This window comes from Streptomyces sp. NPDC001678 (assembly GCF_042892945.1).
GTDB lineage: Bacteria > Actinomycetota > Actinomycetes > Streptomycetales > Streptomycetaceae > Streptomyces.
In genome coordinates, this window is record NZ_JBIAUP010000003.1 from 313,086 (window position 1) to 328,497 (window position 15,412).

Genomic DNA, 15,412 nt, shown 5'->3' on the forward strand with positions numbered 1-15,412 from the left:
TCGCAAGGCGCGGGGCTATAGCTCAGACGGTTAGAGCGCTTCCCTGATAAGGAAGAGGCCACAGGTTCAAGTCCTGTTAGCCCCACAGTACGATCGGCCCGGACGGAATTCTCCGTCCGGGCCGATCGCTTTTGGGAGTTCGGCGCCGGGCGCGACCGCCGGCGGGCCCGGGCGCGGACGGCCGGCGGGGGTGCCCCCGGAGGGGGAGCGGGCACAGGTCACCGATCGGTATCGGCCGGTGTGTATCATCGGCCACCAGAGGCTCCCTTACGTCAAGGAAAGACGAGGTCGCGCGGTGAAGAAGCTGCTCCTGGTCGCACTGGCCGCCATCGGCGGGCTCCTCGTGTACCGGCAGATCCAGGCGGATCGCGCCGAGCAGGACCTGTGGACGGAGGCGACCGACTCCGTTCCCTCGGGTTCGGGTGTGTGAGTCGCCGGATCCGCGACACGAACTGAACTGAAGCAGGGCCCCGGCCGCCGAGCGGCCGGGGCCCTGTTCGTCTGTCGCCAGGTGTTTGCGCCACCCGTTTGCACCCTCGATTTCGTTGCGTACGCAAATAAAATGATTGCGAACGTAAAGATCATCCGCCCTGGCCGGCGAGCAGCGCCCACACCCCGATCAGGAGGCTGAGCAGCGCCACGAGCAGCACCGGCACGACCACCTTCGGCGGCGGCCCCGCAGGCCGTCGTGAGCCCCGCGAGGGGGTCACGACGGGCTCCCGCGCGGGCGGTGGGGGAAGAGGCGGTGGAAGCGGCCGCGGGGCGGTGTAGGGGCGCGTGGGCGGATAGGCGGGACGCGGCGGCGCCGCGGGCGGGAGGGGTTCCGGACCGCGCTCCGGGCCGTCCCGGCCGAAGCCCGGCGGCAGCGGGCCCAGCTGGTCGAAGACCTCGATCCGCTCCTCGTCGGCGTCGGGCGGATCCAGCAGCTCCACGGCCGCCGCGAGGGCCTTGCGCGCCCCCGTGGCCGTACGGAAGCGGGCGTACGGATCGGGGTGGAGCAGACTGGCGACGACCTCCCAGAGCGGCTCGGGCACCTCCTGGGGGGCGCTCGGCACGCCCTGCTCGGGGAACAGCTCGACCAGCGCCTCGGCGTCCGGTTTCCGTCCCGTGAGGAGATAGAGGGCCACCAGCCCGACGGCGAAGAGATCGGCGGGAAAGTCCGGTTCCTCGCCCAGCATTTGCTCGGGCGCGAAGTAACCCGGTGTCCCCATGACGAAGTTGGTGTCCGTGAGCCTCGGCTCGCCCTTGCGCATGGCGATCCCGAAATCGGAGAGCCGTAAATGCGGGCGGCCCGTACCGGTCGCCTCCAAAAGGAGGTTGGCCGGTTTGATGTCCCGGTGCACCACGCCTTCCGCGTGCACCGCGGCGAGCCCGGACAGCAGCTGGTCCAGCAATACGCAGACGAAATGCGGCGGCAACGGCCCGTAGTCGCCGATGAGATGGGCGAGCGAGCCGCCGCCCACCATCTCCATGGTGAACAGCACCTTGTCGTCGTCGGCCGCCCAGCTCATCGGGGCCAGCACATGGGGATGGTCGATGCGCAGCGCCTGCTCGCGGACGAACCTCAGCAGCGTGTGGGCGTCGCTCTGCTGAAGCACCTTCGCGGCCACGTAGCGCTTCCGCCGCTGGTCCCAGGCCCGCCAGACGGCGCCCGCCCCGCCCCGCCCGATCGGGTCCACCAGCTCGTACCGCCCAGCGAAGAGCTCACCCATGTCGTGCGCGTCACCCCCGCCTCCGCCGTGCGCCGGCTCCCCCCGGCACGGTCAGTTCTGGTGCGCCTCGTAGTGGGCGACCGCCTCGGCGGTCCGCCCGGCGCCGTACACCCGGAGGAACTCGGCGAGTTCGGGATGGGTGGGGGCGAGGGTCTCGGCGGCGTCGATGATGTCCCCCGCGCCCGCCACCGACCGCAGCAGCGACTGGATCTCGCGCACCACCCGGCGCACGGTGGGCGCCCCGCTGCTGGCCGTGGTCTGGGTGGAGTTGAGGACGGAGCCGCCCGAGCTCTTCTTGACCTCCTCCATCCGCTCGGCGGCCTCGGCCGCGCTCACGGTGCCGTCCGCGACCTGGCTGGAGAGCTCCTGGAGCGCCTGCACCCGCTGCACCACTGCGGGGTTGCCGATCTTGGCGCGCTGACCGCTCATCAGCTGGGAGAGCATGGGGGCGGAGAGGCCCAGAACGGACGCGAGGCGGGCCTGGTTGAGGCCGAGGTCGTCGATGAGACGGCGGAAGAGTGCCCCCAACGGCTCCCCGTACCAGCTGCGCTGTAGCTCCCGTGCGCGGGCGGTGGCTTCCTGCTGTGCTGCGTCCATCACGCTCTCCCCTTCGCTTCGCTGCCGCGAATCTTGCGGTGCATCCTACGGAGAGTGGTGGGTCGCGGCGATACCCGGTCGGGAAAGAGCGCCGACACCGGGTAGTCTGGTCCCCGACGGGGCCTTAGCTCAGTTGGTAGAGCGCTGTCTTTGCATGGCAGATGTCAGGGGTTCGACTCCCCTAGGCTCCACAAGAAAACCCCTCCGACCTGCGGAAACGTGGTCGGAGGGGTTTTGTCTTCCCGGGGGTCCGGGTGGTGCGGCCGACTCGTGTGCCGACTGTGTGCGGGCCGTGTGGAGGGCCTGTGCCGGTGGACGTTTCGCCGTCCCCCGGAGGCGGTCGTCGGGGTGGTCGTCCGGGTGGCCGTCAGAGGCGGTTGCCGGAGGCGGTCGTCAGGGGCGGTCGTCGTCGCCCTCGGTGGAGGCCTCCGTGTCCGCCCGGTCCTGCTTGGCCTGGACCTCAGGGTCGAGGGAGGAACGGTCACCGCTGCCGTCGACGGAGGACAGGTGCGGACGGTCGGCGGGCTCGGTGGCCTCCGGGGGCTCGACGAGCCAGTCCGGGTTCGCCTGCCGGTCCCACCACTTCCAGGCGATGACGGCGCCGGCCGTGAGGAGTCCGAACACCGCGAGCCGCCTGGCCACTCGCCCGGTGCGGCAGCGGCGGTCCCGGCGGCGGGTCAGCTTCTCCACGTCCTCGGCGGATACCTGGCCGCGCAGCGCGGCGAGGGCGGCGGTCCCCCGGGAGAGGGCCTCGTCCCGTACGGGCTCGGCGGCGGCGCGGGCCCTCGTCGCGACCTGGTCGACCTTGGGCGGCAGGGCGCCGCGCGCGTGTTCGATACGCGGCTGGAGATGGACGTCGTACTGCGAGCGGGCCTGGTGGGCGGCCTCGACGACCTTGGGCGCGAGCCGGGCGCGGGCCTCGTGGGCGTAGTGCACGGCGGCGTCCTTGGCCGTGCCGGCGTAGGGCGCCACCACGTCCGCGGCGTGGCGCACGCTGTCCTTGGCCGTGCTGGTCGCGGCGCGCACGCTGTCCTTGCGGGTCACGGGATCCTCCTCCTCGGTGGCGTATGGTTTGTCGCCTTTCCACCCAGTGGAAAAATCATGCCTGCCGATGGGCGGTCCGGCATGTGCGATCGGGCATCCGGGTCATCAGGGGAGCTCCGGTCGACAATGCCACGGTTCGCCGCCGCGTGCCGGGCTTTGTCGGCTACTCGCCGCGATCCCGCCGTGCGAGGATCGGTAGCTGTCAGTGAACACTATGGAAGGTAGATCGTGGCCGAGCAGCTTTACGCCACCCTGAAGACCAACCAGGGCGACATCGAGATCCGGCTTCTGCCGAACCACGCCCCGCAGACGGTCAAGAACTTCGTCGAGCTGGCGAACGGCGAGCGCGAGTGGGTGAACCCGAAGACGGGCGCCAAGACGACGGACAAGCTGTACGACGGCACGATCTTCCACCGTGTCATCAGCGGTTTCATGATCCAGGGCGGTGACCCGCTGGGCAACGGCACCGGCGGCCCGGGCTACCAGTTCAAGGACGAGTTCCACCCGGACCTCGCCTTCACCAAGCCCTACCTGCTGGCCATGGCCAACGCCGGCCCGGGCACCAACGGCTCGCAGTTCTTCATCACCGTGGCCCCCACCGCCTGGCTGACCGGCAAGCACACCATCTTCGGCGAGGTCAGCAACGACGCCTCGAAGAAGGTCGTGGACGCCATCGCCACCACCGCCACCAACCCGCGCACCGACCGTCCGGTCAACGACGTGGTCATCGAGTCGGTCGTCGTCGAGACCCGCTGACGACCGCTCCGCACACCCCGCGAAGATCCGCCGTAGGGCCCCCGGGCCCCGGCGTCTCATGGGAACCTGGCGCCCCGCCCGTCCGTATGACGGGCGGGGCCGTGCGTTGTGCGGTGGGCACACCGGCCCGACACGGGGGGCGAGGGCCCCGACACAGGGGCGAGGGAGAGCATGAACGAGCAGGCCGTCCGCTGCTACCGGCATCCGGACCGGGAGACCGGCATCCGCTGCGTCCGCTGTGAGCGCCCCATCTGCCCCGAGTGCATGGTGAGCGCCTCCGTGGGCTTCCAGTGCCCGGAGTGTGTGAGCGCTGGTTCCGGTACGGGCCACGACCACCGGGCGACGGCCGCGCGCACGGTCGCCGGCGCGGTGCACACGAGTGATCCGCGGCTGGTCACCAAGGTCCTGCTGGGGATCAACATCGCCGTGTGGATCGCGGTGATGGCCACCGGGGACCGGCTGCTGGACGGCATGGAGCTGTTCGGGGAGGCCAGGCTGGTGGACGGTGGTCCGCTGGAGGGTGTCGCCCATGGGCAGTGGTACCGGCTGCTGACCGCGATGTTCCTCCACCAGGCGGCCACGCACATCGCCTTCAACATGCTCTCGCTGTGGTGGCTGGGCCCGCCGCTGGAGGCGGCGCTGGGCCGGGTCCGCTATCTGGCCCTCTATCTGCTGGCCGGTCTCGGCGGCAGCGCGCTCACCTATGCCGTCGCCGCGCCCAACCAGCCGTCGCTCGGCGCCTCGGGCGCGATCTTCGGCCTGCTGGGTGCCACGGCCGTGCTGATGCGGCGTCTGAAGTACGACATGCGGCCGGTCATCGCGCTGCTCGTGCTCAACCTGATCTTCACCTTCACCTGGAGCAACATCGCCTGGGAGGCGCATGTCGGCGGCCTGGTGGTGGGCACGGCAGTGGCCTACGGGATGGTGCACGCCCCGCGCGGCAAGCGGCTGCTGGTCCAGCGGCTGACCTGTGCGGCGGCCCTGCTGGTGATCTTCGCCATGGTGGTCGTCCGGACGGCGCAGCTCGCCTGATCCGGCCGTGGGTCCGCTTGATCCGGCCGTGGGCCCGCGCCGGGGCGGCGTGTGCCGACGGGGCCCGCGCCGACGCGGCGCGGGTCACCCACAACGGTGGAAGCACAGGTTGTCCACAATGGGTGCGGGATCTCGCGCCCGCCACGCGGGAACATTTGTTCAAGGTCCCCGCACCCCCGCCGAGCTGCGTTTTCGCTGGAAGGCGCCGGTGTGACGATGGATACGCAGCGCTTGCGATCAGTCACACCGGCGTCAACGCCAGGGAAGTTATCCACAGATCTTCTGAGTTTTCCCCACTGTGGACGAGGGTGTGGATAACTCGCGCTACTTCCACTGGGTGGAGACGACGAACCCCGCCGCGATGAAGCCGAAGCCGACCACGATGTTCCAGTTCTTCAGGGACTCCACCGGCATGTCGCCGCTCGTCACGTAGAAGACGACGATCCAGGCCAGGCCGATCAGGAACAGCGCCAGCATCAGCGGCGCCACCCAGCGACGCCCTGTGGCCAGCCTGATGCTCTGCTGCTTCACCGGCGGCGGTGTGAAGTCGTCTTTCTTGCGGATCCGTGACTTCGGCACGAGGGAACTCTCCTGTCGATGCGCTGCGTGACCGCGCTGGGGTTCACATGGGGCTGGGTTTCACATGGGCTGTCCGCCGGGGCGGGAGCGACGGGAGCGCTTCGTTCCCCCGGGCGTCCGTTAGCGTAGTGCTTCCGCGGCGTCGGAGAGGATAAGGGTACGGTGAGTAATTCTGCGGACTCCACCAGCGAGCCCGTCCGGCGCTTCCGGCCGGTGCGGTTGCTGACCGGCGGTGTCTTCGCCCTCGCGGGCCTCATCTTCTGGACGAGCTTCAACACGGCCCAGGGCACCAACATCCGCACCGACGACTCCATGCTCCGGCTGTCGGACCTCATCCGGGAGCGCAGCCGCAAGAACGGCGACCTCGAGGACAGCGCCGCGGCGGCCCGCGCCCAGGTCGACGCCCTCGCCCGGCGCGACAACGGCGGTACGGAGGCCGAGCAGCGAAAGCTCGCCGCGCTGGAGGAAGCCGCCGGCACCCGCAAGCTCGCGGGCCAGGGCCTGACCGTCACCCTCACCGACGCCCCGCCCAACGCCACCGCGAAGATCCCCGGGGTGCCCCAGCCCCAGCCCAACGACCTCGTCATCCACCAGCAGGACCTCCAGGCCGTCGTCAATGCCCTCTGGCAGGGCGGCGCGCGGGGCATTCAGGTGATGGACCAGCGGCTGATCTCCACCAGCGCGGTCCGCTGCGTGGGCAACACCCTCATCCTCCAGGGCCGCGTCTACTCGCCGCCGTACAAGATCACCGCAGTCGGTGACCGGGGCGCGCTCCGCAAGGCCCTGGACGGCTCCCCGGCGATCCAGAACTACCTCCAGTACGTCGCCGCCTACGGCCTCGGCTGGAAAGTCGACCAGCACGAGACGGTGACTCTCCCCGGCTACTCGGGCACAGTGGATCTCCACTACGCCAAGCCCATGGGATGACCCCCCCGGGAGGTGTCCGGCCGGTGCGATCACGCCTCGTCGTACGGACGCTCAGCGAGCTGTGCCTGACCGTCGGCACGCTGATCGTGCTCTTCGTGGTCTACCTCCTCTACTGGACCGGCGTCCGCGCCGACAGCGCCATGGACGACGAGATCGGCCGCCTCCGGGAACGCTGGGCCGCCGGCCCGCCCGCCGCCGGGGCACCACCCGCCGCCGGGGCACCGTCCTCCGCCCCTGCCCCCGCCCCCGGCGCGCCCCCGCCGCCCGCCGACGGCCTGCAGGACTCCCCGGCGCCCCGTGCCGGCACTACCGGAGGCGGCGCGGAGACACCAGCGCAGACACCACCCGCGCCCCCGGCCGGCCGGCGCCCCGGAGCGGCCTTCGCCGTGATGTACGTCCCCCGTCTGGGCGCCGGCTGGGCCAAGCCCGTCCTGGAGGGCACCGGCACCGAGCTGCTGAAACGGGGCCTCGGCCACTACTCGGGCACCGCGCCCCCCGGCGCCACCGGCAACTTCGCCGTCGCCGGCCACCGCCGCACCTACGGCGACCCCTTCAAGGACCTCGACGAGCTCCGCCCCGGCGACGCGGTGGTCATCAACGACGGGGCGACCTGGTTCACCTACCGCGTCGACACCCGGCCCCACCGGACGCTGCCCACCGACGTCGCGGTGATCGACCCGGTGCCCGCCGGGTCCGGATACCGGGAGCCGGGCCGCTATCTGACCCTCACCACCTGTGAACCGGAGTGGGGGCACAGCCACCGGCTCATCGTGTGGGGCCATCTGGCCGAGACCCGTCCGGTCTCCGACGGCAGGCCCGCGGCTTTGTCCGGCTGACCCCCGCGGCCGGGGTGGCGACCCTTAGTCTGGTGCCCAAACATCCAATCATCGGCGAGTGGGTAGAGCATGTACGTCTGGATCTGGCGTCATCTGCCGGGCAACGCGTGGGTGAAGGCGCTGGTCTCGCTCCTGCTCGTGCTGGGAAGTGTCTACGTCCTCTTCCAGTACGTCTTCCCCTGGGCGGAACCGCTGCTGCCGTTCAACGACGTCACGGTCGACAACGGCATGCCGGTGAGCAACGGAATGGTGGCGGTGGTCCGGTGAGCGCACGCATCCTCGTCGTGGACAACTACGACAGCTTCGTCTTCAACCTCGTCCAGTACCTCTACCAGCTCGGCGCCGAATGCGAGGTGCGCCGCAACGACGAGGTCGAGCCCGCGCACGCGCAGGACGGCTTCGACGGCGTCCTCCTCTCGCCCGGCCCGGGCGCGCCCGAGGAAGCCGGCGTCTGCATCGACATGGTGCGCCACTGCGCCAACACCGGAGTGCCGGTCTTCGGCGTCTGCCTGGGCATGCAGTCGATGGCCGTCGCCTACGGCGGCGTCGTCGACCGGGCCCCCGAACTGCTGCACGGCAAGACCTCCCCCGTGACGCACGAGGGCAAGGGCGTCTTCAACGGCCTCCCGTCGCCCTTCACGGCCACCCGCTACCACTCGCTGGCCGCCGAGCGCGACAAGTGGCCGGACGAGCTGGAGATCACCGCCTGGACCGACACAGGGGTGATCATGGGCCTGCGCCACCGCGATCTGCCGGTCGAGGGCGTGCAGTTCCACCCGGAGTCGGTGCTCACCGAGTGGGGCCACCGCATGCTCGCCAACTGGCTGGTCGCCTGCGGCGACATGGGGGCGGTGGAACGGTCGGCAGGGCTCGCCCCGGTGGTGGGCAAGGCCGGGGCGTGACCGCGCTCCGGCCGGAACGCGATCCCTCGCGGGAAGCTTCGCCACGTTCCTGGCAGGCGCCGCCCCGGCCGACGACGTACGGCACGGGCGCGGCGCACGGCACCGCGCCTCTGGAAAGCGAGCCGTTCGGCTCTGAACCGTTCGAGACCGAGCCGTTCGAGACCGAGCCGTTCGGCTCCGAGCCGTTCGGCTCCGGAGCCCATGGTTCCGGGGCGCACCATTCCGGGACGTACACCCCCGGCGCCGTATCCCAGCCGCTGCCGCCCGAGGACGACGCGACGATGGCGCTGCGCCGGGTCGAGCCGACGCTGTCGGGGGCGTCCGGGGGCCGTGTGGAGCGGCCGGTGGTGACCGGCGGGCGTGCGGAGCGCCGCCGCGCCGCCCAACGGGCCGCGCGCGCCCGCCGGGACAGCCCCGGGGTGATAGCCAGCCGGGTCGTGGGCGAGCTGTTCATCACCTTGGGCGTGGTCATGCTGCTGTTCGTCGCCTATCAGCTGTGGTGGACGAACGTCATCGCCCACCGCCAGGCGGGCGGCGCCGCCAACGACTTGCGGAACAGCTGGGACAAGGGCGGCGCCCGGGACGCGGGGGAGTTCTCCCCGGGCCAGGGCTTCGCGATCATCTACATCCCCAAGCTGGATGTGAAGGCCCCCATCGCCGAGGGCGTCGGCAAGCACCAGGTGCTGGACCGGGGGATGGTCGGCCACTACGCCACCGGAGCCCTCAAGACCGCGATGCCGTGGGACAAGCAGGGCAACTTCGCGCTGGCGGGCCACCGCAACACCCATGGCGAACCGTTCCGCTACGTCAACAGGCTGCAACCCGGTGACAAGATCGTGGTGGAGACCGGGAGCACCTTCTACACCTATGAGATGACAAGCCGTCTGGATCAGACGTCCCCGGCGAACACCAAGGTCATCGAGCCCGTTCCGGCGGGCTCCGGCTTCACCGGGCCCGGCCGCTACATCACGCTGACCACCTGCACCCCGGAGTTCACCAGTACGTACCGCTTGGTGGTGTGGGGCAAGATGGTCGACGAGCGGCCCCGGAGCAAGGGAAAACCGGACGCGCTCGTGGAGTGACGGCACAGCGGAGAACGGGGTACGGGCGCGGTGGCACGGACCGAGGGCGACGAGCCACAGCGACAGGACCTGGCGCGGAGGCGGCTCGCCGCCGTTGTCGGGGTCATAGGTGAGCTGCTGATCACAGCGGGCGTGATCATGGCGCTCTTCGTGGCCTACTCGCTGTGGTGGACGAACGTCCTCGCCGACCGCGAGGCCAAGCGCCAGGGCAGCCACGTGCGCGACAACTGGGCCAAGGCCCCCGCCTCGGCCGCCGGCCCCGGCGCGCTGGACACCAAGGACGGCATCGGCTTCCTCCACGTACCGGCCATGAGGAACGGCGAGGTGCTGGTCAAGCCCGGCACCGGCAGCAAGGTCCTCAACGAGGGCGTCGCCGGCTTCTACCGCGAGCCCGTCAAGGCGGGCATGCCCTGGGACAAGCAGGGCAACTTCACCCTCGCCGCCCACCGCGACGGGCACGGCGCCAAGTTCCACAACATCGACAAGATCAAGACCGGTGACGCGGTCGTCTTCGAGACCCGCGACACCTGGTACGTCTACAAGGTCTACGCCGACCTCAAGGAGACCTCCCGCTTCAACGTCGACGTCCTGGACACCGTGCCGAAGGAGTCCGGGAAGACCCGTCCGGGCCGCTACCTCACCCTGACGACCTGTACGCCGGTCTACACCTCCGACTACCGCTACATCGTCTGGGCCGAGCTGGAGCGCACGGAGAAGGTCGACGCCAAGCGCACCCCGCCCAAGGAACTGCGCTGAGCGGCGGCTGAACAGGCTCGGGCAGGCCGACAGGTGACAGCGTGAAGCCCCGGCATCCATGAAGGATGCCGGGGCTTCACGCTGTCTTACAGACGCCGGTCAGTGGCGACGGCCGCCGATGATCCCGCCGAAGAAGCCGGTGTCCTGGTCGGTGCCGCCGGGCTGGCCGCCCTGCTGACCACCGGGGTTGCCGCCCGGGTTCGGCACGCCGGCGATGGTCGTCAGGTTGACCGGGGTGTCCTTGGGCACCTGGGCGCCCGCGCCCGGGTCGGAGACCAGCACCAGGGCGTTGTCGTCCTGCGGGCCGGTGATGTTGCCGACCTTCAGGCCCGCGCCCGTCAGCGCGTTCCTGGCGTCTTTGAGCTTCTGGTTGACCACGCCCGGCACGGTGGCCTTCTGCTGCGCGGCGCCCTTGGAGACGAACAGGGTGACCGTGGAGCCCGCCCGCGCGGAGGTGTTGCCGTCGGGGCTCTGCCGGGTGACCGTACCGGCCGGCTTGTCCGAGTCCTCGTCCTCGCGGTTCACCACGAAACCGAGGTCGCCGAGCTGCTTCTTCGCCTGGTCGAAGGGCTGGCCGGTCACGGACGGCACCGTCTTGGTCGCCGCCTGGGAAGCCACGGTGAGGGTGATCTCCGCGCCCTTGTCGGCCTTCTCACCGGGGTCCGGGTCCTGCTTGGTGACCGTGCCGGCGGGCTGGCCGGACTCCTCCTGCTTCTGCGTCACCGTGAAGCCCAGGGCCTCCAGCTGCGACTTGGCCTGGTCGAACGGCTGCCCCGTCACCTTCGGGACCTCGATCTGGGCCGGGCCCTTGGAGATCGAGACCTTGACGTCGCTGTCGCGCTCGACCTTGGCGCCCGCCTTGGGGTTCTGGTCGCAGACCTTGCCCTTGGGCTGGTCGCAGTTCTTCTGCTCGCCCTCGGTGACCTTGAAGCCGCCGTTGTCGCCGGAGCGCTTGGCCTCGGCGAGGGTCTGGCCGAGGAGGCTGGGGACGGTCACCTTGGAGTTGTTGCCGCCGCCGCTGAAGAGCGACTTGCCGATGAAGATCGCACCGACGAGCACCAGCACGCCCGCGACGATCAGCAGGATCGTCGAGAGGTTGCTCTTGCGGCCGTTCCCGCCGCCCGCGCGCCGGCCGCCGTGGGAGCCGTTGTCGTAGCCGCCGTAGCCCCCGCCGTCCGCCACCGGCGGCATCATCGACGTCTGGGCCATGTGCCCCTGGTCCTGGGACCGGAGCATGGTGGTCGGCTGGTCCTCCATGCCGTAGCCGCCCGCGCCCATGCCGCCGAGCGCGGCGGCCGCGGCCACCGGACGGCCGTCCAGGGCCGCCTCGATGTCGGCGCGCATCTCGTCGGCCGACTGGTAGCGGTAATCGGGGTCCTTGGTCAGCGCCTTGAGGACGATGGCGTCGATCTCGGGCGCGATCTCGGGGTCGTACGTGCTCGGCGGGTTCGGCTCCTCCCGCACGTGCTGATAGGCGACGGCCACCGGCGAGTCGCCGATGAACGGGGGCCGGACCGCCAGCAGCTCGTAGAGCAGACAGCCGGTGGAGTAGAGGTCGGAACGCGCGTCGACCTGCTCGCCCTTGGCCTGCTCGGGCGAGAGGTACTGGGCGGTGCCGATGACGGCCGCCGTCTGGGTCATGGTCATGCCGGCGTCACCCATGGCCCGGGCGATGCCGAAGTCCATGACCTTGACCTGGCCCGTGCGGGTCAGCATGACGTTGGCGGGCTTGATGTCGCGGTGGACGATGCCCGCCCGGTGGGAGTACTCCAGCGCCTGGAGCACGCCGATGGTCATCTCCAGCGTCCGCTCGGGCAGCAGCTTCCGGCCGGAGTGCAGCAGTTCGCGGAGCGTCGACCCGTCGACGTACTCCATGACGATGTACGGGATCGAGACCCCGTCCACGTAGTCCTCGCCGGTGTCGTACACGGCGACGATCGACGGGTGGTTGAGCGAGGCGGCCGACTGGGCCTCACGGCGGAACCGGGCCTGGAAGGACGGATCGCGGGCCAGGTCCACCCGCAGCGTCTTCACGGCGACGGTGCGGCCGAGCCGGGTGTCGTGCCCGAGGTAGACCTCGGCCATGCCACCGCGGCCGAGCACCGAGCCCAGCTCGTACCGGCCGCCGAGGCGACGCGGCTCTTCCATAGCTCCAGCCCTTCCGTGTTCCTGACCTCACCGGCGTGGGTCCGGCGGTGTGCTGTCCGGCATACCGTACCCGGCACGCCGGGCGCCTTCGGGGCGCCACCGGCACCCGATATACGACCGGTACAGACGGAGGAGTGGTTCGGCCGTGGCGAGTGAGCCGGATCACTTCTCCGAGTTGATGACCGCCTCCATGACGTTCTTCGCGATCGGCGCGGCGAGCGCGCCACCGGCGATGTCGTCACGGGTGGTGTCCGAGCCCTCGATGACGACGGCGACGGCCACCGGCGAACCCTTGTCGGTCTTCGCGTAGGAGATGAACCACGCGTACGGGTTGCCGCTGTTGTCGACGCCGTGCTGGGCGGTACCGGTCTTGCCGCCCACCTTGACGCCGTCGATCTGGGCGTTCTTGCCGGTGCCCTGCTCGACGACCGTCTCCATGATGCTCTGGAGCTTCTGGGCGTTCTCCGCGGAGACCGGCTGGCTCATCTGCTTGGGCTGGTGGTGCTCGATGACGTTCAGGTTGGGCGCGCGCAGCTTGTCGACCATGTACGGCTCCATGAGCTTGCCGTTGTTGGCGACGGCCGCGGCCACCATGGCCATCTGCAGCGGGGTCACCCGGTTGGACGCCTGGCCGATGCCGGCCATGGCGTTCTGCGGGCGGTTGTCCTTGGGGAAGATGCTGGGCACGGCGCGGACGGGCGTGTCGACCGGCTTGTTGAAGCCGAACTTGTTCGCTTCCTCGATCATCTTCTGGTTGCCGAGGTCGGCGCTGATCTTGCCGAAGACGCTGTTGCAGGAGATCCGCAGCGCCTCCCGGAGGGAGCCGTCCTTGCAGGTGGGCAGATTGCCCTCGTTCTTCAGCTCCACGCGGGTGTCCGGCAGGATCCACGGCAGCGGCGAGTCCGTCTTGGCGTCGACGTCCTTGTAGAGACCGTTCTCCAGCGCCGCGGCGGCGGTGACGACCTTGAAGGTCGAGCCCGGCGGGTAGGTCTGCTTCAGCGCCCGGTTGAGCATGGGCTGGTTCTTGTCGGCCTGGAGGGCGTTCCACGCCTTGCTGTCCCGGGCCCCGGCGATCGTCGACGGGTCGTACGAGGGGGTGGAGGCCAGCGCGAGGATCTTGCCCGTGCGGGGGTCGAGGGCGGCGACCGCGCCCTTCTTGTCGCCGAGGCCCTTGAAGGCGGCTTCCTGGGCCTTGGTGTTCAGGGTGGTGATCACGTCACCGCCCTTCTTGCCCTTGCCGGTGATCATGTCGACCGTGCGGTTGAAGAACAGCCGGTCGTCGTCGCCGGTGAGGACCTTGTCCTCGAGCTTCTCGATCTGGTTGGCGTCGAACACCTGTGAGCTGTAGCCCGTGACCGGAGCCCACATCGGACCGTTCTTGTAGGTGCGCTTGAACTTGAAGTCGATGCCGCCGGTCTCCTGGGAGCCGGTGATCGTCTGGCCGTCGACGATGATGTTGCCGCGCGGCTGGCTGTAGCGGGCGATGGTGACGCGACGGTTGTGCTTGTTCGTCTTGAGCTCGTCGGCCTGGACGAACTGGATCCAGTTGTCCCTGATCATCAGGGCGAGGACGAGGAGACCGCAGAAGATGGCGATCCGGCGCACGGGCTTGTTCACGGGCGGACCACCTGGGTCATCTCGGCGTCGGGGGACGGGGCGGGCGCCGGCGCGGGGCGTCGCGCGGTGTCGCTGATCTTGATGAGCACGGCGATCAGCGCCCAGTTGGCGATGACGGAGGAGCCTCCCTGAGCCATGAACGGCATGGTCATACCGGTCAGCGGGATGAGGCCCATGACACCGCCGGCGACCACGAAGACCTGGATGCCGAAGGCGCCGGACAGGCCCGTGGCGAGCAGCTTGCCGAAGGGGTCGCGAGCGGCGAGGGCGGTACGGACGCCGCGCTCCACGATCAGGCCGTAGATCAGGAGTATCGCCATGACGCCGGCCAGACCGAGCTCCTCGCCGACCGTGGCCAGGATGAAGTCGGAGTTGGCGGCGAAGCCGATGAGGTCGGAGTGGCCCTGACCCCAGCCCGTGCCGAAGACCCCGCCGGAGCCGAAGGCCATCAGGGCCTGGGCGATCTGGTCGGAGCTGCCGTCCTTGAAGGCGTCGAAGGGGTGCAGCCAGGCGGTGACGCGCTCCTGGACGTGGTGCTCGAAGCTGGCCACGGCCACCGCGCCGACGGCCGACATCAGCAGACCGAAGACGATCCAGCTGGTGCGCTCGGTCGCGACGTAGAGCATCACGACGAACATGCCGAAGAACAGCAGCGACGTACCGAGGTCGGTCTCGAAGACGAGGATGAGGATCGAGAACGCCCAGACCGCCAGGATCGGGCCGAGGTCACGGCCGCGCGGCAGATAGAGCCCCATGAAACGGCGGCTGGCCAGGGCCAGCGCGTCGCGTTTCACCATCAGATAGCCCGCGAAGAAGATCGCCAGGACGATCTTGGCGAACTCGCCGGGCTGGATCGAGCCCAGGCCCGGGATGGTGATCCAGATGCGGGCGCCGTAGACCGCCGGGAAGAACATCGGGGCGATCAGCAGGACCAGCGCGACCGCCATGGAGATATAGGTGTAGCGCTGGAGGATCCGGTGGTCCTTGAGGAAGATCAGGACACCCACGAACAGTGCGATGCCCAGCGCCGAGAACAGCAGCTGGTTGGTCGCGGCGGGGGCGAAGACCTTGCCGGCCCGCAGCCGCGGCGACTGGTCCAGCCGCCAGATGATGACGAGGCCGATGCCGTTGAGCAGCGTCGCCAGGGGCAGCAGCAGCGGGTCGGCGTACCTGGCGAACTTACGGACGACCAGGTGGCCGACGCCTGCCATCAGGCCGAGGCCGATGCCGTAGCCGAGCATGCCGGAGGGCATCTCGCCGTCGAGGGCCAGACCCACGTTGGCGTAGGCGAAGCACGGCAGGATGACGGCGAAGGCCAGCAGCGCGAGCTCGGTGTTGCGCCGGCTCGGCGGGCCCACGGTGCTGATCGTCGTCGTATTGCTGCCGGAGTTGGGAATGGGTGAAATCGCTGACATGGCGGTGGT

16 protein-coding genes and 2 tRNA genes are annotated in these 15,412 nt (G+C 69.9%); 11 read left to right on the top strand and 7 right to left on the bottom strand.

All coding sequences use genetic code 11. The features are described 5' to 3' along the window. Positions 1 to 11 precede the first annotated feature (11 nt). A tRNA-Ile gene (locus tag ACFYZR_RS08160) sits at positions 12 to 85 on the top strand. Between the two features lie 210 nt (positions 86 to 295). After that, positions 296 to 430 carry a DLW-39 family protein gene (locus tag ACFYZR_RS08165; protein ID WP_208809277.1) on the top strand — a complete coding sequence of 45 codons (135 nt, stop codon included), beginning with the start codon at positions 296 to 298 and terminating at the stop codon, positions 428 to 430. 151 nt (positions 431 to 581) lie between these two features. Here ACFYZR_RS08165 and ACFYZR_RS08170 read toward each other — a convergent pair whose 3' ends face one another. Both ACFYZR_RS08170 and ACFYZR_RS08175 read right to left on the bottom strand, forming a co-directional pair. Then, complete coding sequence (locus ACFYZR_RS08170; RefSeq protein WP_391906737.1) at positions 582 to 1,712, bottom strand: serine/threonine-protein kinase; 1,131 nt, start codon at positions 1,710 to 1,712, stop codon at positions 582 to 584. Between the two features lie 51 nt (positions 1,713 to 1,763). Then, positions 1,764 to 2,309 (bottom strand): DNA-binding protein, encoded by a 546-nt coding sequence (locus ACFYZR_RS08175; RefSeq protein ID WP_229357762.1) that lies wholly within the window; start codon positions 2,307 to 2,309, stop codon positions 1,764 to 1,766. Between the two features lie 118 nt (positions 2,310 to 2,427). Between ACFYZR_RS08175 and ACFYZR_RS08180 the strand changes: the two genes are divergently transcribed. Further along, a tRNA-Ala gene (locus ACFYZR_RS08180) sits at positions 2,428 to 2,500 on the top strand. Between the two features lie 202 nt (positions 2,501 to 2,702). Here ACFYZR_RS08180 and ACFYZR_RS08185 read toward each other — a convergent pair. Beyond that, entirely contained in the window at positions 2,703 to 3,353 is a 651-nt protein-coding gene (locus ACFYZR_RS08185) for a DUF5324 family protein (RefSeq protein WP_391906739.1), read from the bottom strand. Positions 3,354 to 3,581: 228 nt separating this feature from the next. On the opposite strand from ACFYZR_RS08185, the gene ACFYZR_RS08190 reads away from it, so the two are divergent. Beyond that, positions 3,582 to 4,109, top strand: coding sequence for a peptidylprolyl isomerase (locus ACFYZR_RS08190; RefSeq protein ID WP_391906743.1), 528 nt, complete (start codon positions 3,582 to 3,584; stop codon positions 4,107 to 4,109). A 171-nt stretch (positions 4,110 to 4,280) separates the two neighbouring features. Beyond that, positions 4,281 to 5,141 carry a rhomboid family intramembrane serine protease gene (locus ACFYZR_RS08195; RefSeq protein WP_391906746.1) on the top strand — a complete coding sequence of 287 codons (861 nt, stop codon included), beginning with the start codon at positions 4,281 to 4,283 and terminating at the stop codon, positions 5,139 to 5,141. 324 nt (positions 5,142 to 5,465) lie between these two features. Here ACFYZR_RS08195 and crgA read toward each other — a convergent pair whose 3' ends face one another. Then, complete coding sequence (gene crgA, locus ACFYZR_RS08200; protein ID WP_391906749.1) at positions 5,466 to 5,720, bottom strand: cell division protein CrgA; 255 nt, start codon at positions 5,718 to 5,720, stop codon at positions 5,466 to 5,468. Positions 5,721 to 5,882: 162 nt separating this feature from the next. On the opposite strand from crgA, the gene ACFYZR_RS08205 reads away from it, so the two are divergent. The 6 genes from ACFYZR_RS08205 to ACFYZR_RS08230 all read left to right on the top strand — a co-directional run bounded on the left by ACFYZR_RS08205 (position 5,883) and on the right by ACFYZR_RS08230 (position 10,223). After that, positions 5,883 to 6,647, top strand: a complete 765-nt coding sequence (locus tag ACFYZR_RS08205) for a DUF881 domain-containing protein (protein WP_391906752.1) — start codon at positions 5,883 to 5,885, stop codon at positions 6,645 to 6,647. Positions 6,648 to 6,670: 23 nt separating this feature from the next. Beyond that, a complete protein-coding gene (locus ACFYZR_RS08210; protein WP_391906755.1) occupies positions 6,671 to 7,483 on the top strand; it encodes a class E sortase in 813 nt (270 codons plus the stop codon). Between the two features lie 69 nt (positions 7,484 to 7,552). Next, positions 7,553 to 7,750, top strand: a complete 198-nt coding sequence (locus ACFYZR_RS08215) for a hypothetical protein (RefSeq protein ID WP_391906758.1) — start codon at positions 7,553 to 7,555, stop codon at positions 7,748 to 7,750. Next, positions 7,747 to 8,385 carry an aminodeoxychorismate/anthranilate synthase component II gene (locus tag ACFYZR_RS08220; RefSeq protein WP_391906761.1) on the top strand — a complete coding sequence of 213 codons (639 nt, stop codon included), beginning with the start codon at positions 7,747 to 7,749 and terminating at the stop codon, positions 8,383 to 8,385. The genes ACFYZR_RS08215 and ACFYZR_RS08220 overlap by 4 nt, the downstream gene beginning before the upstream one ends. Beyond that, positions 8,382 to 9,467 (top strand): class E sortase, encoded by a 1,086-nt coding sequence (locus ACFYZR_RS08225; RefSeq protein ID WP_391906764.1) that lies wholly within the window; start codon positions 8,382 to 8,384, stop codon positions 9,465 to 9,467. Before ACFYZR_RS08220 ends, ACFYZR_RS08225 begins: the two co-directional genes overlap by 4 nt. A gap of 30 nt (positions 9,468 to 9,497) precedes the next feature. Then, positions 9,498 to 10,223, top strand: a complete 726-nt coding sequence (locus ACFYZR_RS08230) for a class E sortase (protein WP_391906767.1) — start codon at positions 9,498 to 9,500, stop codon at positions 10,221 to 10,223. Positions 10,224 to 10,322: 99 nt separating this feature from the next. Here ACFYZR_RS08230 and pknB read toward each other — a convergent pair whose 3' ends face one another. The 3 genes from pknB to ACFYZR_RS08245 all read right to left on the bottom strand — a co-directional run bounded on the left by pknB (position 10,323) and on the right by ACFYZR_RS08245 (position 15,403). Then, positions 10,323 to 12,371 (bottom strand): Stk1 family PASTA domain-containing Ser/Thr kinase, encoded by a 2,049-nt coding sequence (pknB, locus tag ACFYZR_RS08235; protein ID WP_391906769.1) that lies wholly within the window; start codon positions 12,369 to 12,371, stop codon positions 10,323 to 10,325. A gap of 162 nt (positions 12,372 to 12,533) precedes the next feature. Next, a complete protein-coding gene (locus ACFYZR_RS08240; protein WP_391906772.1) occupies positions 12,534 to 13,988 on the bottom strand; it encodes a peptidoglycan D,D-transpeptidase FtsI family protein in 1,455 nt (484 codons plus the stop codon). Next, positions 13,985 to 15,403 carry an FtsW/RodA/SpoVE family cell cycle protein gene (locus tag ACFYZR_RS08245; RefSeq protein ID WP_391906774.1) on the bottom strand — a complete coding sequence of 473 codons (1,419 nt, stop codon included), beginning with the start codon at positions 15,401 to 15,403 and terminating at the stop codon, positions 13,985 to 13,987. The genes ACFYZR_RS08240 and ACFYZR_RS08245 overlap by 4 nt, the downstream gene beginning before the upstream one ends. Between the last annotated feature and the right edge of the window lie 9 nt (positions 15,404 to 15,412).

Bases quoted from the DNA above. Each gene is read 5' to 3' on its own strand.
- ACFYZR_RS08245 (WP_391906774.1), bottom strand. From the start codon at position 15,403: ATGTCAGCGATTTCACCCATTCCCAACTCCGGCAGCAATACGACGACG.
- ACFYZR_RS08175 (WP_229357762.1), bottom strand. From the start codon at position 2,309: ATGGACGCAGCACAGCAGGAAGCCACCGCCCGCGCACGGGAGCTACAG.
- ACFYZR_RS08215 (WP_391906758.1), top strand. From the start codon at position 7,553: ATGTACGTCTGGATCTGGCGTCATCTGCCGGGCAACGCGTGGGTGAAG.
- ACFYZR_RS08170 (WP_391906737.1), bottom strand. From the start codon at position 1,712: ATGGGTGAGCTCTTCGCTGGGCGGTACGAGCTGGTGGACCCGATCGGG.
- ACFYZR_RS08195 (WP_391906746.1), top strand. From the start codon at position 4,281: ATGAACGAGCAGGCCGTCCGCTGCTACCGGCATCCGGACCGGGAGACC.
- pknB (WP_391906769.1), bottom strand. From the start codon at position 12,371: ATGGAAGAGCCGCGTCGCCTCGGCGGCCGGTACGAGCTGGGCTCGGTG.